31 protein-coding genes are annotated in these 21134 nt (G+C 54.6%); 22 read left to right on the forward strand and 9 right to left on the reverse strand.

The window, feature by feature from the left end; all coding sequences use genetic code 11:
• Nucleotides 1-283 precede the first annotated feature (283 nt).
• A complete protein-coding gene (locus F7Q90_RS26555) occupies nt 284-457 on the reverse strand; it encodes a hypothetical protein (RefSeq protein WP_156879145.1) in 174 nt (57 codons plus the stop codon).
• 165 nt (nt 458-622) lie between these two features.
• On the opposite strand from F7Q90_RS26555, the gene F7Q90_RS01155 reads away from it, so the two are divergent.
• The 4 genes from F7Q90_RS01155 to F7Q90_RS27780 all read left to right on the forward strand — a co-directional run bounded on the left by F7Q90_RS01155 (nt 623) and on the right by F7Q90_RS27780 (nt 2937).
• The gene (locus F7Q90_RS01155; RefSeq protein ID WP_006118216.1) at nt 623-1282 is read left to right on the forward strand and encodes a hypothetical protein; all 660 of its coding nucleotides are present in this window, start codon (nt 623-625) and stop codon (nt 1280-1282) included.
• Nucleotides 1283-1307: 25 nt separating this feature from the next.
• A complete protein-coding gene (locus F7Q90_RS01160) occupies nt 1308-1547 on the forward strand; it encodes a hypothetical protein (RefSeq protein WP_044241477.1) in 240 nt (79 codons plus the stop codon).
• Between the two features lie 8 nt (nt 1548-1555).
• Nucleotides 1556-2605: a phage major capsid protein, P2 family gene (locus tag F7Q90_RS01165; RefSeq protein WP_006118214.1), complete on the forward strand. Its 1050-nt coding sequence runs from the start codon at nt 1556-1558 to the stop codon at nt 2603-2605.
• Between the two features lie 116 nt (nt 2606-2721).
• Nucleotides 2722-2937, forward strand: coding sequence for an ogr/Delta-like zinc finger family protein (locus tag F7Q90_RS27780; protein ID WP_071988733.1), 216 nt, complete (start codon nt 2722-2724; stop codon nt 2935-2937).
• Between the two features lie 19 nt (nt 2938-2956).
• Here the strand turns inward: F7Q90_RS27780 and F7Q90_RS01175 are convergent, their stop codons facing one another.
• The 5 genes from F7Q90_RS01175 to F7Q90_RS01200 all read right to left on the reverse strand — a co-directional run bounded on the left by F7Q90_RS01175 (nt 2957) and on the right by F7Q90_RS01200 (nt 6358).
• The gene (locus tag F7Q90_RS01175; protein ID WP_044241475.1) at nt 2957-3301 is read right to left on the reverse strand and encodes a type II toxin-antitoxin system PemK/MazF family toxin; all 345 of its coding nucleotides are present in this window, start codon (nt 3299-3301) and stop codon (nt 2957-2959) included.
• The gene (locus F7Q90_RS01180) at nt 3301-3549 is read right to left on the reverse strand and encodes an AbrB/MazE/SpoVT family DNA-binding domain-containing protein (RefSeq protein WP_044241473.1); all 249 of its coding nucleotides are present in this window, start codon (nt 3547-3549) and stop codon (nt 3301-3303) included. Before F7Q90_RS01180 ends, F7Q90_RS01175 begins: the two co-directional genes overlap by 1 nt.
• 138 nt (nt 3550-3687) lie before the next feature.
• A complete protein-coding gene (locus F7Q90_RS01185; protein WP_080577322.1) occupies nt 3688-4137 on the reverse strand; it encodes a DUF3828 domain-containing protein in 450 nt (149 codons plus the stop codon).
• Nucleotides 4138-4745: 608 nt separating this feature from the next.
• Nucleotides 4746-5780, reverse strand: a complete 1035-nt coding sequence (locus F7Q90_RS01195) for a phage integrase (protein ID WP_151160725.1) — start codon at nt 5778-5780, stop codon at nt 4746-4748.
• On the reverse strand, nt 5780-6358 hold the full coding sequence (locus F7Q90_RS01200; protein WP_151160726.1) for a phage repressor protein CI: 579 nt from the start codon (nt 6356-6358) through the stop codon (nt 5780-5782). The genes F7Q90_RS01195 and F7Q90_RS01200 overlap by 1 nt, the downstream gene beginning before the upstream one ends.
• A 129-nt stretch (nt 6359-6487) precedes the next feature.
• On the opposite strand from F7Q90_RS01200, the gene F7Q90_RS01205 reads away from it, so the two are divergent.
• From F7Q90_RS01205 to F7Q90_RS01255, 11 genes are all read left to right on the forward strand, one after another.
• Nucleotides 6488-6751: a hypothetical protein gene (locus F7Q90_RS01205; RefSeq protein ID WP_151160728.1), complete on the forward strand. Its 264-nt coding sequence runs from the start codon at nt 6488-6490 to the stop codon at nt 6749-6751.
• Between the two features lie 30 nt (nt 6752-6781).
• Entirely contained in the window at nt 6782-7291 is a 510-nt protein-coding gene (locus F7Q90_RS01210) for a phage regulatory CII family protein (RefSeq protein ID WP_151160730.1), read from the forward strand.
• A gap of 7 nt (nt 7292-7298) precedes the next feature.
• Nucleotides 7299-7499 (forward strand): phage filamentation protein Fil family protein, encoded by a 201-nt coding sequence (locus F7Q90_RS01215; protein WP_151160732.1) that lies wholly within the window; start codon nt 7299-7301, stop codon nt 7497-7499.
• Nucleotides 7463-7804, forward strand: coding sequence for a DUF5347 family protein (locus F7Q90_RS01220; RefSeq protein WP_151160734.1), 342 nt, complete (start codon nt 7463-7465; stop codon nt 7802-7804). Before F7Q90_RS01215 ends, F7Q90_RS01220 begins: the two co-directional genes overlap by 37 nt.
• A 67-nt stretch (nt 7805-7871) precedes the next feature.
• Nucleotides 7872-8105, forward strand: coding sequence for a DUF2732 family protein (locus F7Q90_RS01225; RefSeq protein ID WP_001744223.1), 234 nt, complete (start codon nt 7872-7874; stop codon nt 8103-8105).
• The gene (locus F7Q90_RS01230) at nt 8105-8332 is read left to right on the forward strand and encodes a TraR/DksA family transcriptional regulator (protein WP_151160736.1); all 228 of its coding nucleotides are present in this window, start codon (nt 8105-8107) and stop codon (nt 8330-8332) included. Before F7Q90_RS01225 ends, F7Q90_RS01230 begins: the two co-directional genes overlap by 1 nt.
• Entirely contained in the window at nt 8329-9177 is an 849-nt protein-coding gene (locus F7Q90_RS01235) for a DNA adenine methylase (RefSeq protein ID WP_249042803.1), read from the forward strand. Before F7Q90_RS01230 ends, F7Q90_RS01235 begins: the two co-directional genes overlap by 4 nt.
• Nucleotides 9174-10034, forward strand: coding sequence for a DNA adenine methylase (locus tag F7Q90_RS01240; protein WP_151160737.1), 861 nt, complete (start codon nt 9174-9176; stop codon nt 10032-10034). The genes F7Q90_RS01235 and F7Q90_RS01240 overlap by 4 nt, the downstream gene beginning before the upstream one ends.
• On the forward strand, nt 10025-12433 hold the full coding sequence (locus F7Q90_RS01245; protein ID WP_151160739.1) for a replication endonuclease: 2409 nt from the start codon (nt 10025-10027) through the stop codon (nt 12431-12433). The genes F7Q90_RS01240 and F7Q90_RS01245 overlap by 10 nt, the downstream gene beginning before the upstream one ends.
• Before the next feature lie 161 nt (nt 12434-12594).
• Complete coding sequence (locus tag F7Q90_RS01250) at nt 12595-12783, forward strand: hypothetical protein (RefSeq protein WP_032610566.1); 189 nt, start codon at nt 12595-12597, stop codon at nt 12781-12783.
• 12 nt (nt 12784-12795) lie between these two features.
• A complete protein-coding gene (locus tag F7Q90_RS01255; protein ID WP_001217561.1) occupies nt 12796-13029 on the forward strand; it encodes a DinI family protein in 234 nt (77 codons plus the stop codon).
• Between the two features lie 380 nt (nt 13030-13409).
• On the opposite strand, the gene F7Q90_RS01260 is transcribed toward F7Q90_RS01255, so the two are convergent.
• The 3 genes from F7Q90_RS01260 to F7Q90_RS01270 are packed head-to-tail and all read right to left on the reverse strand — an operon-like array spanning nt 13410 to nt 16953.
• On the reverse strand, nt 13410-14465 hold the full coding sequence (locus F7Q90_RS01260; RefSeq protein WP_151160741.1) for a phage portal protein: 1056 nt from the start codon (nt 14463-14465) through the stop codon (nt 13410-13412).
• Nucleotides 14462-15187, reverse strand: a complete 726-nt coding sequence (locus F7Q90_RS01265; RefSeq protein WP_151160743.1) for a terminase large subunit domain-containing protein — start codon at nt 15185-15187, stop codon at nt 14462-14464. The genes F7Q90_RS01260 and F7Q90_RS01265 overlap by 4 nt, the downstream gene beginning before the upstream one ends.
• Nucleotides 15187-16953, reverse strand: a complete 1767-nt coding sequence (locus tag F7Q90_RS01270; protein WP_024552865.1) for a terminase ATPase subunit family protein — start codon at nt 16951-16953, stop codon at nt 15187-15189. Before F7Q90_RS01270 ends, F7Q90_RS01265 begins: the two co-directional genes overlap by 1 nt.
• 142 nt (nt 16954-17095) lie before the next feature.
• On the opposite strand from F7Q90_RS01270, the gene F7Q90_RS01275 reads away from it, so the two are divergent.
• From F7Q90_RS01275 to F7Q90_RS01305, 7 genes are all read left to right on the forward strand, one after another.
• Nucleotides 17096-17929, forward strand: coding sequence for a GPO family capsid scaffolding protein (locus tag F7Q90_RS01275; RefSeq protein WP_151160745.1), 834 nt, complete (start codon nt 17096-17098; stop codon nt 17927-17929).
• Nucleotides 17930-17945: 16 nt separating this feature from the next.
• Complete coding sequence (locus tag F7Q90_RS01280) at nt 17946-19007, forward strand: phage major capsid protein, P2 family (RefSeq protein ID WP_097362815.1); 1062 nt, start codon at nt 17946-17948, stop codon at nt 19005-19007.
• A gap of 3 nt (nt 19008-19010) precedes the next feature.
• Nucleotides 19011-19661 (forward strand): phage terminase small subunit, encoded by a 651-nt coding sequence (gpM, locus tag F7Q90_RS01285; protein WP_151160747.1) that lies wholly within the window; start codon nt 19011-19013, stop codon nt 19659-19661.
• Nucleotides 19662-19754: 93 nt separating this feature from the next.
• Nucleotides 19755-20219 carry a head completion/stabilization protein gene (locus tag F7Q90_RS01290; protein ID WP_063144838.1) on the forward strand — a complete coding sequence of 155 codons (465 nt, stop codon included), beginning with the start codon at nt 19755-19757 and terminating at the stop codon, nt 20217-20219.
• Nucleotides 20219-20422 carry a tail protein X gene (locus F7Q90_RS01295; RefSeq protein WP_000868184.1) on the forward strand — a complete coding sequence of 68 codons (204 nt, stop codon included), beginning with the start codon at nt 20219-20221 and terminating at the stop codon, nt 20420-20422. The genes F7Q90_RS01290 and F7Q90_RS01295 overlap by 1 nt, the downstream gene beginning before the upstream one ends.
• A gap of 3 nt (nt 20423-20425) precedes the next feature.
• On the forward strand, nt 20426-20641 hold the full coding sequence (locus F7Q90_RS01300; RefSeq protein ID WP_000171565.1) for an HP1 family phage holin: 216 nt from the start codon (nt 20426-20428) through the stop codon (nt 20639-20641).
• Nucleotides 20622-21131 (forward strand): lysozyme, encoded by a 510-nt coding sequence (locus F7Q90_RS01305; RefSeq protein ID WP_151160749.1) that lies wholly within the window; start codon nt 20622-20624, stop codon nt 21129-21131. Before F7Q90_RS01300 ends, F7Q90_RS01305 begins: the two co-directional genes overlap by 20 nt.
• Nucleotides 21132-21134: the final 3 nt, after the last annotated feature.

The following is a 21134-nucleotide window of genomic DNA, read 5'->3' on the forward strand; positions in this document are numbered from 1 at the left end:
CATGCAGGCGGCGCTATGTCGCCCTCGAAGTGGTGTGTTCGTGATGGCGGATGGCCTGAGCGGGGAGCCCTCACAGCGCCTTACAGGCGGTGTGAGGGCGAGGAGGATTAGTGCGGAAGCAGAGGCGGGCGGGCAGGTCATCAGTGCAGGAGCCAGCCCGGCGAGAAGTTAACCGGCACCGCTTAAGTGTCACGGGTGAGGCGGAGCACAGCGTAGCGAGCACCGAACAGCCGGGGCACTTCAGCGGGTCATGCACTCTGCCGGCCGTTACTTCTTTGCTGCGTTATGGCTCACTACGCATCAGGGCTTCCCGTGCAGCCCGCCTGAGCAGAACTTTGGCGCAGGCTGCCCACGACTCCCCCGACTGCTGACTGAGAAGGGTAATGATCTGGTCAGTTTCATGCGGGATGCGTATCGATTTCATGATGGTTTTCCGGGTGCGGCGGGGTGCGGACATAAGGACTCCTGAATGATGGTTGCCAGCGCACATCATAGAGAACCCGCCCATAAGTGAATGTCACTTTTTCGTTGTCGGAGAGCGGCGACACCGTAAAGCCCGCGCCTTCGCCTTCCGGCTGTGACACCCTTTCAGGCGTAAAGACTACATCTGAAGGAGTAAACCGTGGATAAAAGCACTCTGGCCGATAATGCACAGCCGCAAAATGAACCTCACCTTTCAGGCGTCCGGCAGCTTGATGAGACACGCCAGGCTTTTGAACAGGCCTGGCAGATTCTGACTGAGGCAGAAAAGACCCTGCATAACTTTGAAGCCTCACGGGACAGGGCTAAATCAAAGTCAGCAGAAGCCAGCCGCCAATGGGAGGCCGCAATGACGGCCGGTAAAGGTATAGTGACGGAAGAAGCAGAAGCGCTTGAAAACGTTATTGCCCAGGCTGAACGGCAGGTCGAACGCCTCGGACCAATGATTGAGGCGCAGGCGCTGGAAGTTCTGGATTACCGGGTGTCGGCTTCCCGCGCCGCCCACGCCCATCACCATACGCACCGGCAGCTTGTCGGACTCTATCAGCTGGCGGGCCTGCCCGAGCGTGAAGCGGTGGATATGCTTACCCGCACTTTTAGCGCATTCGCACGCGGCGATCATCAGGCGCTGGCGCTGGCAGCTGTTGAGCAGAACGCGGACGCCAGCCCGGCGCTGGCCGCTTTTCCCGGCAGGCTGCCATTTGAAGTCACGAAGGCGATCCGCCACGTTCCCTCTCCGATTCAGCAGTCCATGATGGAGAAAAACCCCCGAACTCAAACGCCGCCTTGCGCTGGGCCTTGAACCCATGAAACACAGCCATTCAGGAATGTCATTTCTGAGTAAAACAGTCACGATTAACTTAAAGGGGCAGTGCTTCACCCTGACCTGTGCTGAACTACAGCAGCACGTACTGGCCTGCTGTGACGCCGGTCTGATGCATTTTGGCACGCCGGCGCACGCAGCCTCGTTTGTTGACCGGACGCAGGGTCACCGTGGCGGCCATTTTTTCTCAGGGCAGCGCGACGGCGGCGAAAACGAGCCGGACACCGTTTATGTTGACTACTGAGGCCCGGCATGAAAAACCAGACACGGCACCGGTTTCAGAATTGGGTGCTGCATCAGCAAAATGGCAGTGAAGAAGCGGACGCATGCCCCGCGCAGCATTTCAGCGTTGAGCCTTCAGCCAGCCAGCGTGCGGTAAGCCGCATGCAGGAGAGTTCGGCACTGCTTGGCCGGATTAATATTGTCGCCGTTGATGAGCAGCAGTCGGAAAAGCTGGGGCTGGGTGTGGGTTCACCCCTTGCGGCGACAGGAACGGCCAGCCAGGCGCGGCGCGAGCCGCGTCCGGTTGTCACCCTTGATTCTGATGATTACCGATGCGAGCAGGTCAATACCGATACTTTCATCAGTTTCAGCCAGCTGGACAGCTGGGCCTGCCTTGATGGTTTTGAAGAGCGGATAGAAAGCCAGATTACGATCCGAAAAGCGCTGCATCGCATCATGACTGGGTTCAATGGGGTTACACATGCCGCCAAATCCGACATTGATAAAAATCCGCTGCTTCAGGACGTCAACACGGGCTGGCTTCAGCATATGCGCAGTAACGCCTCACAACGGATTATCAGCGGCGTCTCGGTGTCCCGGCGAGACGCGGATAACCGCATCGTAAGCCCTGGCGACTACGGTACGATAGATTCTCTGCTGATGGAGGCGTACAGGTCATTGCTCGATCCCTGGTATGTGGACTCGGAAGAGCTTGTAGTGATCTGTGGCCGTGACATGCTCACCCGCAAATATTTTCCTCTGATTAATGGCCTCGGCACCGTTCCGGCACCTAACCGGGAGATACTGAGCTGGATGGTACTGGATAAAAACCAGACGCTGGGCGGGCTTCCTGCTTTCGGTGTGCCGTTCTTCCCGGCAGATGCAGCACTGATTACCACGTTTGAAAATCTGTCAATGTACTGGCAGCGGAACACGGATCGCCGCCTCGTTGCTGATGAATCGCCGTATAACCGGGTGGCGATCTATGATTCGCGCAATGAAGCGTACGTGGTTGAAGACTACGGGTGTGCGTGTCTGGTCGAGGGCATTAAATGGGGGAATGACGGAAAAGCGTCCTGACTGAGAGCGGGCTGGCCGGGTTGCCGGGCCGCTCTTTTCCGGCATAAAATACGCGCCGGTGAGATAATCCTCACATAATGGCCTTTATGCCGGAAAAGATGCGGAGGCAGTAATTTATGACTTACCGTTGCCCAAAGTGCGGTTGTTCAGCGCGTGATCGTTACTCGGATATTGGTGAAAACTGCGTCCGCACCGCGTTTCATCAGTGCAACAACCTTTACTGCGGGATTTCGTTTCGTACCCGGACAGAAATTGATGCCATTATCAGCCAGGAAAACGACGCTCTATCCACGAAGCGGAAAGCGCATCGTCCGCCTGCATGCCTGCCATGATGCCCGTACAGGGTGAGCATCAGGCGAGTAAATGCTCTCCGCCCATTAATGGAATAACCCGCATCAGTACTTCATCGAAAAGCCCGGGTTCAGATCGTGTTAACAGCTTCGCTTTACGTTCGCGCCAGTCGAGAGTATGGATTAGCGTTGTCGCCACGACGCAGGGCTTGTCGAGATTGGTCACCGGCACCTCAGTTGGTGCGCCTCTGATGCTGGTGCTAATTGGAATGCATATCACCAGCCCTGTTAACCTGTTGTAGGTGGCATGCGACAGAATAAGGGTTGGGCGGTATTTCCCTATTTCCTTCCCTTTGACCGGCTCAAAATCGAGCCAGCAAATATCACCCCGTTCAGGAACATACATCAGTATTCCGTCTCCCTGTTGCCCGGCGCTGCCATTTCGTCCGCATGCGCAGTATAGGCGCTGAGGCCTTCAAGAAGGCTGGCCTCAGTCGGGCGAGCTTTAGGCATCTTTTGGATAATCAGCCCCTTATCGCTGACTTCAACAGCAACCGTTTCACCCGCGCTAAAGCCCGGAATAGTCCTCAGATTGCCGGAGATACGCAGAGCGATGCAGTTTCCCCATCGCTGCAGAATAGCTTGAGTGCGCATAACATTACCTCTGTTTATTGAGTATCCAATGAGTATACGCACCCTGTGACAGGGTGTCTATTTCTGATGCAACTGCCATCGGTAACTGTGGCAGCCCGGCACTGTTGATAATATTTCAGTACCGGGCAAAGGGGAGGGTCAGGGGTAAGGTAACGTGTTATCGGCTTTGATTATTTTCAGGCCGTCTTTTGACTGATGAAGGAAAAGCACAATATCAGTTTTGTCTTTTTTGCCGAAACTGACAGCAACAACTGAAACGCCATTATTCAGCCATAATGCCCGATGAATATCCATGCTGGAAAGCCATTCTGCCGGATCGTAATCCTGCACTTTAGTGAAGTAAGCGACATTATCCGGCAGGCTGCCTCGCCTGATTTCTTCCCTGATCCTGTCAGCCGTGCCTTTTGCAACAAACCGGTACATTCCCGGGCTGTTTTCGGCAGGCGTTGCGCTCTTGTCTGCGCCGATGTACCACTCATAGAACTGTCTGACGAAAGTTTCAGGATTTTGTGGCGTGGCCGATGAAGTGGTCGGGAGCATTGCGCAAATGAGTGAGACGCCCAGAGCTAATACAAGTCTGAATCTCATGATGGCCTGCCTTATGGGTGCCGGTAAAATTTACACGGGGGCTGAATGGTTCTGTAAGAGGGGCCGGGATAGTAACCGTGATATTGCCTGAAATCCGATATCCACAGGTGCCCGTCATACATAGCCATATGACCATGCGGGTGATTAGGTATCGGCTGAATAATCACAACGTCACCAGCCCGCGGGAACATGCCGTCAGGCAGTGGGCGAAAACCGGCAGATTCCAGGCGGGCACCATAATCCTTTGCGCTATGCGTAGGAGTCAGACGTATTCCGCCTGCCTGAATTGCTTCACGCACAGCTCTTGCACAATTACCGGTACTGGCTGAGAACGCGTGGCTGCGCAAATGCGCCACGGCTTTAGATACATCCCACATCAGCTAATCCTTCTATGACTCAGTCACGTCTACAGGCTACTGAAAGTATCCTATAGGTATCCTTGATGAAGCAGCTTAAGCGATGGGTCTTATGTAAGTTATTGATTTGATTGGTGGCCCCTGCTGGGTTTGAACCAGCGACCAAGCGATTATGAGTTCATACGGTAACAACCGAAAATCAATAGTTTGCATTATTTATCATTGACATAGGTTGTCATTGTTTGCCACCAATTACCCATTATGCGCCATTTCTACCGCCACTTTATCGCCACTCACCGCCAATGGGTTTAGCTTAACAGCATCTTCTAAATGGTCAGGGGCAAAGTGGGCATATCGCATCGTCATTTTAATATCGGTATGGCCGAGAACGCGTTGCAGGACCAGAATATTACCACCATTCATCATAAAGTGACTGGCGAATGTGTGGCGCAGAACGTGGGTCAGTTGCCCTGCCGGTAATTCGATACCTGTTCTCTCAAGAGCAGACCTAAACGCGCCATAACAATCACTAAATAGCCGACCTGTTCGGTCATCTGGTAGCGTGTTAAATAGCTCCTTGCTAATAGGAACGGTGCGGTTTTTTTTACCCTTCGTGTTGATATAAGTGATTTTGAAATTTGTGAGCTGGCTTTTTTTCAATTGCTCGGCTTCAGACCAACGTGCGCCAGTCGCAAGGCAAATTTTGACCACATTGACCAAATCCTGATTTTCATGGCGATGGCATTCAGCAAGTAGCACGGCGATCTGTTCCTGATTTAGCCAGGCCATTTCCATTTCTTCCGTGCGGAAAGGGCGCATATTTTTTAGCGGGTTTTCTCCTTTCCATTCGCCAAGCCGATTAAGCTCATTGAACACTGCGCGAAAGTAGGCCAGCTCAAGATTAAGCGTCCGAGGCGATACCTCTTTAACCCTATTTGAACGTGCATATTCACCCTTTAGCCTCTTTTCCCGGTAGCGGGAAAACATCTGCGCATCAAAATCGCGTGCGAGCGGTTCGCCCATACACTCAAAAGCATGATGCATCGCTAACTGGCGTTTGAGACCGTCTTTCAGGGTAATACCGTGAGCGCTATACCATGAGTCAATTAGGTCTTTTAACGTGCGTCTGTCTTCCTTTTCTTCCTGCCACGGGTTTTGAACAGTGTACTGTTCGAACGCCAGCGCCTCGCCCTTGGTGGCGAATTTCTTTCTGATGCGTTTGCCTTTTGCCCCGTTCGGATAAAGCTCACAAATCCAGCCGCCAGCAGGGTTTTTACGGATCGCCATCAGTTAACCTCGCTGTAGATACCCACCACACGACCAATCAGTTTTATCTCATCAAAGCCGCATTCAAAGGGCACTTTCCCACCTGCAACGTGGAGTTTCCTGCCGGGGAGAATGGTTAACTCGCGAATGCTGTTTGCTCCTTCAATATCTACCAACCATAGGCCATCGGAATGCGGGGAATCTTGATCAACGAAATGCAACTTTCCTTCTGCTCGAACAGCAATCCCTTTTGATAACTGCTTACTCAAAATATTAGGGTCAATGCTCAATGTGGAATTTTTTTCTAAAACACCATCATCGAGAATATAAAGGTCCATTTTTTTAGAATCAGTGATTGAAGGGCTGTTCTCGAATCGTTCCCCCTCTCCGGTCAGAATCCATCTGAGACTTGCACCAGTTTCAAGCGAACAGAACGCCGCTAGATCGTAAGAGATAGTTCCGCGTGTGTATCGGTTCTGCAGGGAACTTGGTGACATTTCAAAGTGATTTGCGAGCTGCAATTTTTGGCTGAAGCCATAAACAGAGATGATCCTGTCAAGGATAGTTAGAGGCTCAAAAGTGTTTTTGTTTATGCTCATTAGTGTTTTCCATGTTGACCAATGCTCAAAAGTTAATTACATTGCTCATCAGTGAGGTGTGTATGTTGGCAAACATTGGGGAATGAGAGGCCAACATTGTCTAAAACAGTAAATAGGGAATCATGCATCATGGCTTCTGAAATCGCAATCATCAAAGTACCTGCACCCATCGTTACCCTGCAGCAGTTTGCTGAGCTGGAAGGTGTCTCCGAGCGTACTGCTTATCGCTGGACAACTGGTGATAATCCTTGCGTGCCAATTGAACCGCGCACAATACGAAAGGGTTGTAAAAAAGCCGGTGGTCCCATCCGTATTTACTACTTTCGCTGGAAAGAAGAGCAAATGCGTAAAGCCCTGGGTCATTCACGTTTTCAACTTGTTATTGGTTCGTAATTCACTTTATGGCAATGGTAAGGATGAATCATGTTTGATTATCGTATTTCCAAACATCCGCACTTTGACGAAGCCTGTAGGGCTTTTGCGCTGCGTCACAACATGGCGAAGCTGGCAGAACGTGCGGGAATGAACGTCCAGACGCTGCGTAACAAACTGAACCCGGAGCAACCGCATCAGCTCACGCCGTCGGAAATCTGGCTACTTACCGATCTTACTGAGGACTCCACGCTGGTTGACGGCTTTCTGGCTCAGATTCACTGCCTGCCATGCGTACCGATGAACGAAGTGGCAAAAGAGAAGCTGCCGCACTACGTCATGAGCGCGACTGCTGAAATCGGACGTGTTGCTGCCGGTGCCGTATCGGGTGATGTGAAAACCACCGCAGGCCGCCGGGATGTTATCAGCAGCATTAACTCCGTTATGCGTCTTATGTCACTGGCTGCTATCTCCATGCAGGCGCGTTTGCAGGCCAACCCTGCGATGGCAAATGCGGTGGATACCGTGACGGGCCTCGGCGCTTCGTTCGGTCTGATCTGAGGTGGTTATGCTGACTAAAGAACCCTCTTTCGCGTCACTTCTCGTAAAGCAAAGCCCGGCAATGCACTACGGTCACGGCTGGATCATGGGGAAGGATGGCAAGCGCTGGCACCCGTGCCACTCTCAGGATGCACTGCTGGTCGACCTGTCCGCTACCAAACAGGGGAAATCATGGCTATTGAAGGTGCTGCGGCGACTGTTCCATTAAGCCCCGGTAAAAGACTGGAAGCATTGAATCATATTGCGGAATTGAGGGCTAAAGTGTTTGGTCTGAATATTGAGCCGGAGCTTGAAAGGTTTATTAATGATATGCGCGATCCGCGCGACGTAAATAATAAACAGAATGAGCGGGCACTGGCAGCCATTTTTTATATGGCAAAAATTCCGGCAGAACGTCACGGCGTCAATATTAGTGATCTGACTACTGACGAAAAGCGGGAACTGGTGAAAGCAATGAATCATTTTCGTGCAGTGGTGAGCTTATTTCCCAAACGGCTAACCATGCCGAATTAATCCACAACAGAAATTAATGGCGTAAACCCGCCGGGCTTCTTATTGCCCAAATTCAGGAGAAACAACTATGCGAAATATCGAAACCCGTACCACTAAAACCGGACCAGATGATGCTGGACTCAACCTGTTGCTGACTGAGGCACGCAAAGAAGAACGCCGGGGACGCGCAGATGTGATGGCTGCACGTCTGGATTCTTTAGCTGCTCGTATCGTGTCACGTCAGCTTAACCACACGGAAGCGGCTGAGCTGCTGCGTCAGGAAGCTGTGAAGATTCAGAACGAAGCGCAGGAGATCCACTGATGGCTGATTCAATGGACCTCGTACAGCAGCGCGGTGAAGAAGAACGCCAGCGCCACATCCACACCGCCCGCAATAAAGCGCCGGGCGTTTCCCGTGTTCTCTGCATTGATTGCGATGCGCCGATCCCGCCAGCTAGCCGCCGCGCCATTCCGGGCGTGCAGTGCTGCGTCACTTGTCAGGAAATTTCAGAGCTTAAAGGCAAACACTATAACGGAGGTGCGGTGTGATTAATGACTTAGAAACTCTTAGCCAGCCGGTTAAGCATCCAGCTATCCGTTATCACGGCGGTAAATTCCGCCTTGCGTCATGGATTATCGAGCGTATGCCGGGGCATGTTTGTTACGTCGAACCTTTCGGGGGCGCAGCGGGCGTTTTGCTGCAAAAGCCGCGTAGCTACTCAGAAGTCTATAACGACTTGGACGGCGAAGTAGTGAACCTTTTCCGTGTGCTGCGTGACCCGGCAATGAATCAGCGACTGCAAGATGCTTGCTCGCTCACACCGTATTCACGCGATGAGTTTTGCGCGGCCCAAGAACAAACCGACGATCCGATTGAACGTGCGCGTCGTATGGTTGTTCGTGCCTGCATGGGGTTCGGTTCGGCGGCAGGCATTGGCGGTAACTCAGGCTTCCGCAGCGACAGCAAACGCAAATACGCCACCGCCGCGCATTTGTGGGAGCGTTACCCAGGGAATCTGGCAGCGGTGTGTCAGCGCCTGCAGGGCGTCATCATTGAGAACAAAGACGCACTGGCCATAATGCGCGCCCACGATGCTGATACCACTTTGCACTACATCGATCCGCCATATGTGCCGGAAACCCGCGTACAGGGCAACCGCTACTACAACCACGAAATGACCATTGAAGGACATGAACAGCTGTTGTCCGTCGCAAGGACGCTCGGCGGAATGGTGATGATTAGCGGCTACGAAAGCGAGCTATATAACGACATGCTGTGCGGATGGAAGAAAGAGACGAAGGGTTCCCGTATTAGTGCCGGACGCGGCACGAAGGTTCGCACCGAATGCCTGTGGATAAATGATCTGTGTATGAAAAATAAGGGGGTTGCATGAGCACCATCCTTAAATGGGCGGGAAATAAAACCGCCATCATGCCTGAACTTATTAAGCACCTTCCTGCTGGTCCGCGACTGGTTGAACCTTTCGCGGGTTCGTGCGCTGTGATGATGGCGACAGACTATCCTCATTATCTTGTCGCGGATATTAATCCAGACCTGATAAATCTTTATAAGCATATTGCATTTGACTGCGATAAATTCATTTCAAATGCAAAAGGATTCTTTGCCAGCACAAATAGCGCAGAGTCTTATTACAACATCCGTCAGGATTTTAATCATTCTGCTGAAACTACCGATTTCTGGAAAGCTGTATTTTTCCTTTATCTTAATCGCCATGGTTATCGTGGATTGTGCCGCTATAACCTGAGCGGTCATTTTAATGTCCCTTACGGTAATTATAAAAATCCGTATTTTCCTGAAAGTGAAATACGCGCTTTTGCAGAAAAGGCTCAACGCGCAACGTTTATCTGCGCCAGCTATGATGAAACACTGGCGCTGCTGCAGGCTGGTGATGTTGTTTATTGTGATCCGCCATACGATGGCACATTTAGCGGTTATCACACTGCCGGTTTTACAGAAGACGATCAGTATCATCTGGCGTCTATTCTTGAGCGCCGGTCATCAGAAGGTCATCCGGTTATCGTGTCCAACAGCGACACGTCCCTGACCCGTTCGCTTTATCGTAATTTTACCCGCCATCGCATCACTGCAAAGCGCAGCATGGGGGGGGCTGCCGGTGAGAGTAAATCTGCAGCAGAAATCATCGCCACAAAATCAGCAGGCTGGTTTGGTGTCGATTTGGCGTCCGGTCCAGATATCTCGGTGGAAACTGAGGTGCGGGCGTGGCAGTGAGTAAATTCACATTACATAATGCACCAACCACCGGCGGCTCGAATGAGGCCGCCGTGGCCTTTTCATGGAGTAACCCCAAAAAAGCGGTTAACCCATATCTGGACCCGGCGGAAGTTGCGCCGGAGTCTGCGCTTTCAAACCTGATCGCTCTTTACGCTGCGGATAACGAGCAGGAGCAGCTGCGCCGTGAGGCGCTGAGCGATGAGGTCTGGGAACGCTATTTCTTCAATGAATCCCGTGATCCTGTCCAGCGCGAAATGGAGCAGGACCGGTTGATTAGTCGTGCCAAAATGGCGCGCGAGCAGCAGTGTTTTAATCCCGATCTGGTCATTCTGGCTGACGTTAACGCCATGCCGTCCCATATCAGCAAGCCTCTGCTGGAGCGGATTAAATATTTCCATAGTCTGGGCAGAACAAAAGCCTATTCCCGCTACCTGCGCGAAACCATCAGGCCCTGTCTTGAGCGGCTGGAGCGCGTGCGTGACAGTCAGGTGTCTGCGTCTTTCCGGTTCATGGCGAGCCACGACGGGCTGGAAGGGCTGCTGGTACTACCTGAAATGAATCAGGATCAGGTCAAGCGCCTTTCAACGCTGGTAGCGGCACATATGAGCATGTGTCTTGATACAGCTTGCGGTGATCTGTTTGTCAGCGACGATGTTAAACCAGAAGAAATCCGCCAGGCATGGGAAAGGGTTGCCGCAGAAGTCATGCGCCTTGAGGTCATCCCGCCTGCCTTTGAGCAGCTGCGCCGCAAGAAGCGCCGCCGCAAGCCGGTGCCTTATGAACTGATCCCAGCGTCGCTGGCGCGTATGCTGTGCGCGGACTGGTGGTATCGCAAACTGTGGCAGATGCGCTGCGAGTGGCGGGAGGAGCAACTGCGCGCCGTCTGCCTTGTCAACAAAAAAGCGTCCCCGTATGTCAGCTATGAAGCCGTGATCCACAAACGCGAGCAGCGCCGCAAATCGCTGGAGTTCTTCCGCTCGCATGAGCTGGTCAACGAAGACGGCGACACACTGGACATGGAAGACGTGGTGAACGCCAGCAACAGCAACCCGGCACACCGCCGTAATGAAATGATGGCCTGTGTTAAGGGACTGGAGCTGATAGCGGAAATGCGCGGCGACTGCGCGGTGTTTTATACCATCACCTGTCCGTCACGATTCCACGCAACCCTCAACAACGGCAGACCTAATCCGAAATGGACCAGCGCCACTGTCCGGCAGAGCAGTGATTATCTGGTTGATACCTTCGCCGCTTTCCGCAAGGCAATGCACAAAGCCGGGCTGCGCTGGTATGGCGTCCGCGTTGCAGAGCCGCACCATGACGGCACCGTGCACTGGCATCTGTTGTGCTTCATGCGCAAAAAAGACCGCCGTTCCATCACCGCACTGCTGCGTAAGTTTGCCATCCGTGAAGACCGCGAGGAGCTGGGCACCAATACCGGGCCGCGCTTCAAGTCCGAGCTTATCAACCCGCGCAAGGGTACGCCGACCAGCTATATCGCCAAATACATCAGCAAGAACATCGACGGGCGCGGGCTGGCTAAAGAAATCAGCAAAGAAACAGGCAGATCACTGCGTGACAGCGCCGAGCATGTCAGCGCCTGGGCGTCACTGCACCGTGTCCAACAGTTCCGTTTCTTTGGTATTCCGGGGCGTCAGGCATACCGCGAGCTGCGCTTGCTGGCTGGTCAGGCGGCCAGAGTGCAGGGCGAACGCAAAGCGGGTGCGCCGGTACTGGATAACCCGCGTCTGGATGCGGTACTGGCGGCGGCTGATGCGGGCTGCTTTGCCACCTACATCATGAAGCAGGGCGGTGTGCTGGTTCCCCGCAAACATCACCTTGTCCGCACGGCATATGAGCTTAACGACGAGCCGAGCGCCTACGGCGATCACGGTATCCGTATCTATGGCATCTGGTCCCCGATTGTGGAGGGCAAGATTTGCACGCACGCGGTGAAGTGGAAAAAGGTTCGCAAGGCCGTTGACGTTCAGGAGGCGGCAGCCGACCAGGGCGCTTGCGCCCCTTGGACTCGTGGCAATAACTGTCCCCCTGTTGAAAATCTGAACAAATCAGGGGGTGATTTACCCGATATAAAAACCATGGATGAGAAGGAGCTGCAGGAATATCTCCACAGCATGGGCCAGAAGGAACGGCGGGAGCTGACAGCCAGGTTAAGGCTGGTAAAACCGAAGCGGAAAAAAGCATATAAACAGACTATTTCGGATCAGCAGCGCCTGCAGCTTGAGGCAGAACTGAGTTCCAGAGGGTTCGATGGTAGCGAGTCAGAGATTGACCTGCTTCTGCGCGGTGGCAGTATTCCGTCAGGTGCCGGGCTGCGTATTTTTTACCGCAACCACCGTCTGCAGGAAGATGACAAATGGCGTCAGTGGTACTGATGCCGCAGCTTTAACAATTCTTGCTCTTATTGATCCGCATCAGAGCGATCTAATTGACAGATAAAAAACGTTTTACATTCATCAAATCCTACTATACTGTGTTTATAACCAGTGGATATACATACAGTTATTGTGTGTCCGTAGTAGTGATAGGAGGGAAAATGCAGGATTATCTTTTGGAGTCGTTGAAACTCCAGCGCATTGATTTTTTTATCAAGCTTGTAGCGGCTAGTGAGTGTAGCGACGAAGAAAAGCGGCTGGCTATCCAGTGGGTTTCTGAGCTGACCGATGAGCTGATGGAGAAAATCAGAAATCATGAGTACAGCCGAGCCATGGGCGTTTCAAGTTAGAGGGGAATCTATATGCGCATTGAAATAATGATCGATAAAGAGCAGAAGATTAGCCAGGCTACACTGGACGCCCTTGAATCCGAGCTTTACCGTAATTTGCGCCCTCTGTATCCCAAAACAGCAATTCGTATCCGCAAGGGCAGCGCCAACGGCGTTGAGCTGAGCGGGTTAAAACTGGATGAAGATAAAAAGCGAGTGATGGAAATAATGCAGCAGGTCTGGGAGGACGACAGCTGGTTACATTAGCAAACGTTGCGGGCGATAAAACTGGTTTTTACCGTCCGCAAGGTTGAACAACGAGCCACGCGAGGCGTTAGTGCTGTTGTGCATGACTATGCCGCATGAAATCGCATGATCGTTTGAGGATCGTTTTTGCTGAGGCCCGCCAGAACTGGCGGGCTTTTGCTTATGTCATGCAGGTGCATGAAAACCACTACACAAAGCGGGCAGGCGTGGCGGGGATACGAGCGCGCGCAACGGGGTGAAATGGTGAAAATCCGGCGCAACCTCCGGCACGCTGGCGGCTTCAATCGGTGAGGGTGAGGGATCGGCAGCAAAAAAGAAGCGCCCCGCAGAATGCTGCCGGGGCGCTGTGAGAGGCGGTCTTGTTGTCGTGGTGCGGTGGGTCAGTCGTTGCGCTTGTCTTCTGTCAGTCCCAGCGTGTACGGCTCAAAGCGGATCACTTCTTCGCCCAGCCAGTCGTTAAGCTCCTGCAGTCGCTTCTGCAGCGGCATCAGCTCGTTGCGGACAAAGACGCGGCTGGCCTTTTCCACATCACCAAAGCCGCCGGTATTGTTGGGAATAATGCCCATCATCTGCGGCGGTACGCGGTGTGCTGCCATCATGTCATCGCGGCTCACGTTCTTGATGTTCAGAAACTCATCCTTCGCCGCAACCTCCGATAACGGGATGATCTGGATGCCGTCCTTTTTGCCGTTGGGTGAATACATAAACAGGTTGCGGAAGTTGCCCGGTCCTTTGGCGCTTTTCATTGCCTGGCGGATATTGTTCACGTCCTCCTGATTCTGCGCTGCATCGGTGATGTACATGATGAAACCTGCGTGGCTGCCGTTGATGTAATACTTCCGGCGGAACAGCGTTGCGGACTCGTTGAGCAGGGTTGACGGAATGGCGGAGAGATAGCCGGGCAGCCCGTAAATCTCCTGGTTAATATCCGGCTCCAGCAGATGGAAGATGTTGCCCTGCGTAAATTCATAGGGCTGCGTGGTCAGGCCATACTGCACAAACCAGTAGGTGTCGAGGTCCACGCCTCGCCGTGTGTACTTCGCCAGTGCTGGCTCAAGTGAGAGAACGCCGCCGAGCCGGTTGGTGCGCTTTTCCAGATAGGCGTTACCGAACACCAGATAGTCCTGAACGAAACGGGCGAAAGCCTGCTGGCTGAGCAGACGGTGCGGGATGTAGGTGCTGCTGAGAATGTCACGCTTAACGGCAATCGGTGAGCTGTGATGTACGGCGGCGCGATAGGTCCGCGCCAGTCCGTCAAAACTCACCGGCGGCTCATACCAGCGGTCCATCTGCACGCATTCCACGTAGTCCAGTAATTCGCGCCGGTCTAACACCGGCACCGGGTCGCCAAAGCTGAACACTTCCGCCGCAGCGCCGCCTGATTTAGCGTTGTGATCTACCGCTGCGCGGTTATTCTTGTTTTTACGTTTGCTCATGCCGCCTGCTCCTTATCAGCCTGGGGCCATTCGCACATAAACAGCATTTTCCAGTCCTTTGCTGATAATTCTTTTTTCATGTCATTCAGCCATCCATCATCAAAAAGCGCGGCTCCGGTTGCGAGCGTTGCCCCGGATGATGCAGCGTCATCGGCGGTGAAGGTCATGCTGGTTGTGCTGTTGCGGGCGATCAGCTTCTTGTATTCCTGCCATGCTTCCGGGCTGGGGCTTGGGGTGGTGTAATAGGTGGCGTGATAGCGCGCGTGCATGGACAGGCTTTTGGCGAGCGCAATCATATTTTTCGGGGAGTCCGCCCAGGCGTACTCTGACACGTAGACGTTTCCATGGAGCGCGGCGGCGAGGCTTTCCGGGCCGATAAAATAAATGACCGCACCGTTTGGGAGTTCCAGATGCGCTTTACCTGATTTTATTTTTCCAAGGTGTGTCCAGGCTGCGGCCTGATCTAAAAAGGCTGACATATAGGTTTTGACTGTCAGGGCTGATGCCGGGGTGCAGCCCAGAAAAATCTGGTTGCGTCCGGTATGCAGTGCATCATTCAGGGCTTCGTAGGCGAAAAAGAAATCCGCGCCAGCCTGACGCATTTTTGTTAGCACGCGGTTTCTGCCGTGTGCGCCACTGTTCCATTCATGCTGGTAAGCAAAGAAAGGGCGATCTACAGGCAGGCTGGCGGTAGTCATGAGGTTAGTTGGGGTTGAGTGCATCAGAAAATCTCCACAATGTTGCTGGTATTGGCGGCTTCGCCCTGCAGCGGTTCGTTAAACAGTGCGTGCATCGTTGCCCAGGCCAAATCTGCGTGGCTGGCTTCTTCGCTGCGGCTGGCTTCGTAGGTAGGGCGGTTGCCGCTGGCGGTAGTGGCGCGGCGGATAGCCATAAAGGACTGCGCAATGTCAGTGTGTCCTGCGTCAAACTCCAGACGGCGGTGGCTGATAATGTCGTATGCCTTGAGCACCAGGGCGTTTTTGACGTTAGGGTTGTAGACAAACTCCCGCACGGCAGGAAAGAACGCTTTCACGTTCTCGTAGACACCGTGACCGACGCCGGTTGAGTCGATGCCGATATAAGTCACGTTGTACTGCTGCGTCAGTTTTTTAATGGCGTCAGCCTGGGCGCGGAAATCCATCCCGCGCCACTGGTGCCGCTCAAGAATGCGGAACTTGCCACCCGGCACGGTTGGCGGTGCCACCACCACGCACCCGGCGCTGTCACCGTTCTGCGTGCCTTTCGCCGGGTCGTATCCGATCCAGACTTCGCGCCAGCCAAAAGGGCGCAGCGCCAGCGCCTGAAAATCGGACCAGACTTCCCAGCTGTCCACCATGCACGCCTGCAGCTCGCTGAGCGGGAACACTGACGCCAGATCGTCAATAAATTCGCACATCAGCAGGTTCTGGTATTCGTCCGGGCTGTACTCCATGCGCAGCTGGTCCAGGTCGAACAGATTACAGCCGCCGCGCACCGCATCCTCCACGGTGACGATCTGGCGGTACTGCCCGTCCGGGCAGAGCACGCCGCGCGCAAGATTGCTGTGGGTCAGGTCAATATCCACCTTGTCCGCTTTGGCGCGGCCCCGGTTGAACAGCGCACCGGACCAGAACGGATAGGCGCTGTGGGTCAGGCTGGACGGCGTGGAGAAGTAGGTTTGTCGCCATTTCTTGTGAATGGCCATGCCGGAGGCAACCTTGCGCAGCTCCTGGAATTTCGGTATCCAGAAATATTCATCAAGGTACAGGTTGCCATGGTAGCTCTGCGCCGTGCGGGCGTTGGTGCCGAGAAAGTACAGGCACGCGCCGTTGCTGAGCGTCATCGGGTCGCCTTTCAGCTCAACATCCACCTCTTTTGCAAAGTCGATGATGTACTGCTTAAAGACGTGCGCCTGCGCCTTACTGGCTGAGAGAAAAATCTGGTTGCGCCCTGTGGTGATGGCGTCAATCAGCGCCTCACGGGCAAAAAAGTATGTTGCCCCGATCTGGCGTGATTTAAGCAGGTTGCGAATGCGGTGTTTTACGCCTGCCTGCCACCAGTGGCGCTGATATTCAAACATGCCGTTACGGAAGATTTCTTCCAGCTTTTCGGTCTGCTCATCAGTGAAAACATTTTTTTCGGGCTGGCGTCGTGGCCCTTTGTTACGATTGGCGACGTTCGGGTTTAAGTCAGCTTCGTTCCCGCCATCGTTAAATTTACCGATCCGGGCGTGGCGCTCTGACTGGCGCGCCAGCAGGTCAATTTCCTTGAAGTCTTTCCCTTCTTTCTGCTCCTTCATGATGAGCTGGCAGTAACGTGCGGCGGTGGTGAGCTGCATCTGATCCAGCGGCCCATAGTCGCCCCACTTGTCGCGCTTTTTCCAGCTGTGAACGGTTGCAACTTTCTCGCCCAGCATTTCAGCAATGCGGGCTACGCGGTATCCCTGAAAGTACAGCAGCATGGCCTGCCTACGGGGATCGAGGTCTGCGGGGGTCAGTGTCGTGTTCATGGCCCAAACATACGGCCTTGCCTGACGGCTTTCCCCGGCTGCGGTTTGTGTGGTTTACCGTACAAGTGCCGCGCGTTGTTTCACTCCCCCCATCACCGCAAACATAAGGCTCCAGTAAGTTATTTCTAACGGAGCACGGCTCATGACAGTGAAAGCAAAGCGTTTCCGTATTGGGGTGGAAGGTGCCACCACTGACGGGCGCGAAATCCAGCGTGAATGGCTGGTACAGATGGCTGCCAGCTACAACCCGACGGTCTATACCGCGCTGATTAACCTTGAGCACATCAAGTCTTATCTGCCGGACAGCACCTTTAACCGCTACGGCAGGGTGACGGGGCTGGTTGCAGAAGAAATCAAGGACGGGCCGCTGGCGGGCAAGATGGCGCTTTATGCCGATATCGAACCCACGGACGCCCTGGTGGAGCTGGTGAAGAAAGGCCAGAAGCTTTTCACCTCCATGGAGGTCAGCACGAAGTTTGCCGACACCGGCAAAGCCTACCTTGTGGGGCTGGGGGCGACGGACGATCCGGCGAGCCTTGGCACCGAAATGCTGGCATTCAGCGCCAGCGCCGCGCATAACCCGCTGGCGAACCGTAAGCAGAACCCTGAAAACCTGTTTTCGGAAGCGGTTGAAGCGCTGATCGAACTGGAAGAAGCCCAGGACGAAAAGCCGTCCCTCTTTGCCCGCGTCACTGCGCTGTTCACCAAAAAAGAGCAGACCGATGAGGCGCGTTTCTCCGACGTGCATAAAGCCGTGGAACTGGTCGCCACCGAGCAGCAGAACCTGAGCGAGCGCACGGATAAATCCCTGACCGGACAGGACAAGCGCCTTTCTGAGCTGGAGTCCTCCCTGCAGGAACAGCAGGCCGCCTTTGCCGAACTTGAGCAGAAGCTGAGCAGCGAAGACAGCCGTAAAGACTACCGCCAGCGCGCGCCGGGCGGTGACGCACCGGCAGGCACCCTGACCAATTGCTGATGGAGCATAAAACCCGATGAAAAAGAAAACCCGCTTTGCCTTTAACGCTTACCTGCAGCAGCTGGCGCGCCTGAACGGTGTGGAGGTGGAAGAACTCTCCAGTAAGTTCACTGTAGAGCCGTCCGTGCAGCAGACGCTGGAAGACCAGATCCAGCAGTCCGCCGCTTTCCTGACACTGGTTAACATCACGCCGGTCACTGAGCAGTCCGGGCAGTTGCTGGGGCTGGGTGTTGGCAGCACCATTGCCGGAACCACCGATACCACCACCAAAGAGCGCGAGCCTACCGATCCGACGCTGATGGAAGACGTGGAATACAAATGCGAGCAGACCAACTTTGATACGGTACTGACCTACGCAAAACTGGACCTGTGGGCGAAATTCCAGGACTTCCAGGTGCGTATCCGCAACGCCATCGTCAAGCGTCAGGCGCTGGACCGCATCATGATCGGCTTTAACGGCGTGAAGCGCGCCAAAACCTCCAATCGTGCTGAAAACCCGCTGCTGCAGGACGTCAATAAAGGCTGGCTGCAGAAAATCCGCGAAGACGCGCCGGATCATGTCATGGGCAGCACAACAAAAGACGGCGCAACAACTGCAGGCGCGGTCAAGGTGGGTAAGGGGGGTGACTATGCCAACCTGGACGCCGTGGTGATGGATGCCGTCAACGAGCTGATCGACGCGGTTTATCAGGATGATGACGATCTGGTTGTCGTCTGCGGACGTGAACTGCTGTCTGACAAGTATTTCCCGCTGGTCAACAAAGAGCAGGACAACAGCGAGAAAATCGCCGCCGATCTGATCATCAGCCAGAAACGTATGGGTGGCCTGCAGGCAGTGCGCGCGCCTTACTTCCCGGCAAATGCCCTGCTGATCACCCGTCTGGATAACCTGTCCATCTACTGGCAGGAAGACACCCGCCGCCGTTCTGTTATCGACAACCCGAAACGTGACCGGATTGAAAACTTTGAATCCGTCAACGAGGCGTATGTGGTCGAGGACTACCGCTGCGCGGCGCTGGTTGAAAACATCGAAATCGGTGATTTCAGCGCGCCTGCCGCACCGGAAGGTGGGGAATAACGCATGAGCCTGAGTCCCGCACGGCAGCACCGCCTGCGCATTCAGGCCGAACAGGCCGCCCGTGAGGGCGGCAGTGTTCGCCATGCGTCGGGCTATGACCTGATGCTGCTGCAGCTGGCAGAAGACCGCCGCCGCCTCAAGGGCGTACAGTCCACGGTGAAAAAGGCGGAAATCAAGGTAGAGCTGCTGCCGAAATATTCCGCCTGGGCGGAGGGCGTGCTGACAGCTGGAGGTGCGCAGCAGGATGACGTGCTGATGTACGTGATGCTGTGGCGTATCGACGCCGGTGATTATGCCGGTGCGCTCGAAATCGGGCGTCATGCGCTGCGCCATGGCTGGGTGATGCCGCTGGGCAACCGTAACGTGCAGACCGTGCTGGCAGAAGAAATGGCAGACGCGGCGCAAAGCGCTCTGCTAGCCGCAGCCGGTTTTGATGCCGATCTGCTTTTGCAGACGCTGGACCTGACAACCGATATGGATATGCCGGACCAGTCGCGGGCGCGTCTGCATAAAGCCATCGGCGCTGTACTGAGCGAAAGCAACCCGGCATCTGCCCTGAATCACCTTACCCATGCGCTGCAGCTCGATCCCCGCTGCGGTGTAAAAAAAGAAAAACAGCAGCTGGAGCGCAGACTGCGCAATGACAGCCGCTAAAGAACGTGCCCCGCGCACGGGCGGCACGGGGTGGCGAAAGGCACTGCCACATCAAAACCCCGTCCACCGCCCACTTATTCAGGAGAAAGCCGCATGAAGTTTGTTGCGCCCGAACAGGCACCGGAACAGGCGGAGGTCATCAAAAATACGCCGTTCTGGCCTGATGTGGACCTGTCGGAATTTCGCAGTGTGATGCGCACTGACGGCACGGTGACGCAGCCGCGTTTAAAGCAGGTTGTGCTGACGGCTATTTCTGAGGTTAACGCTGAGCTATACGACTTCCGCAACCGTCAGCAGATGCTGGGCTGGCGGACACTTGCAGATGTACCGGCGGAAATGCTGGACGGCAAAAGCGAGCGTATCCAGCACTACCACAACGCCGTTTTTTGCTGGGCGCGCGCTGTGCTCAATGAGCGTTATCAGGACTATGACGCCACAGCGTCAGGCGTGAAGCGAGGGGAGGAGCTGGCGGAGGCCAGCGGCGATCTGTGGCGTGATGCCCGCTGGGCTATCAGCCGGGTGCAGGATGCACCGCACTGTACGGTGGAGCTTATCTGATGAAAGTGCGTGCGCATCAGTATGACACGGTGGACGCGCTTTGCTGGCGTCATTACGGGCGCACGCAGGGTGTCACTGAGCAGGTTCTGCAGGCAAATCCGGGGCTGGCTGAGTACGGCCCATTTTTACCGCACGGGCTGCAGGTGGAGCTGCCGGACATTACGGCGTCAACCACGGCGCAGACCGTCCAGCTATGGGACTGAATTATGACGCTTGAACGAATCAGCGCCTTTATCACTTACTGCATCGCCGTGCTGCTGGCATGGCTGGGCGATCTGTCGCTCAAGGATGCGTCAACGGTTGGCGGCGTACTGATTGGTGTGCTGATGCTGGCTATCAACTGGTACTACAAACACCAGTCTTTCAAATTGTTACGTGGTGGCAAGATTTCGCGGGGGGAATATGAATCCTTCAATCGTTAAGCGCTGCCTTGTCGGGGCGGTGCTGGCTATCGCCGCCACGTTGCCCGGATTTCAGTCGCTTCATACCTCTGTTGAGGGGCTGAAACTGATCGCCGATTACGAGGGATGCCGCCTGCAGCCTTATCAGTGCAGCGCGGGCATTTGGACTGACGGGATCGGTAATACGTCCGGTGTGGTGCCGGGAAAAACCATAACAGAACGGCAGGCGGCGCAGGGACTTATCACCAACGTGCTGCGCGTGGAGCGGGCACTGGATAAATGTGTGGTGCAGCCGATGCCGCAAAAGGTCTATGACGCGGTGGTGTCGTTTGCTTTCAACGTGGGCACCGGCAACGCCTGCAGCTCCACGCTGGTTAAGTTGCTGAACCAGCGGCGCTGGGCGGATGCCTGCCATCAGCTGCCGCGCTGGGTATATGTCAAAGGTGTGTTTAATCAGGGGCTGGACAACCGCCGCGCGCGGGAAATGGCCTGGTGCTTAAAAGGAGCATAACGG

This window comes from Pantoea stewartii subsp. stewartii (genome assembly GCF_008801695.1).
GTDB lineage: Bacteria > Pseudomonadota > Gammaproteobacteria > Enterobacterales > Enterobacteriaceae > Pantoea > Pantoea stewartii.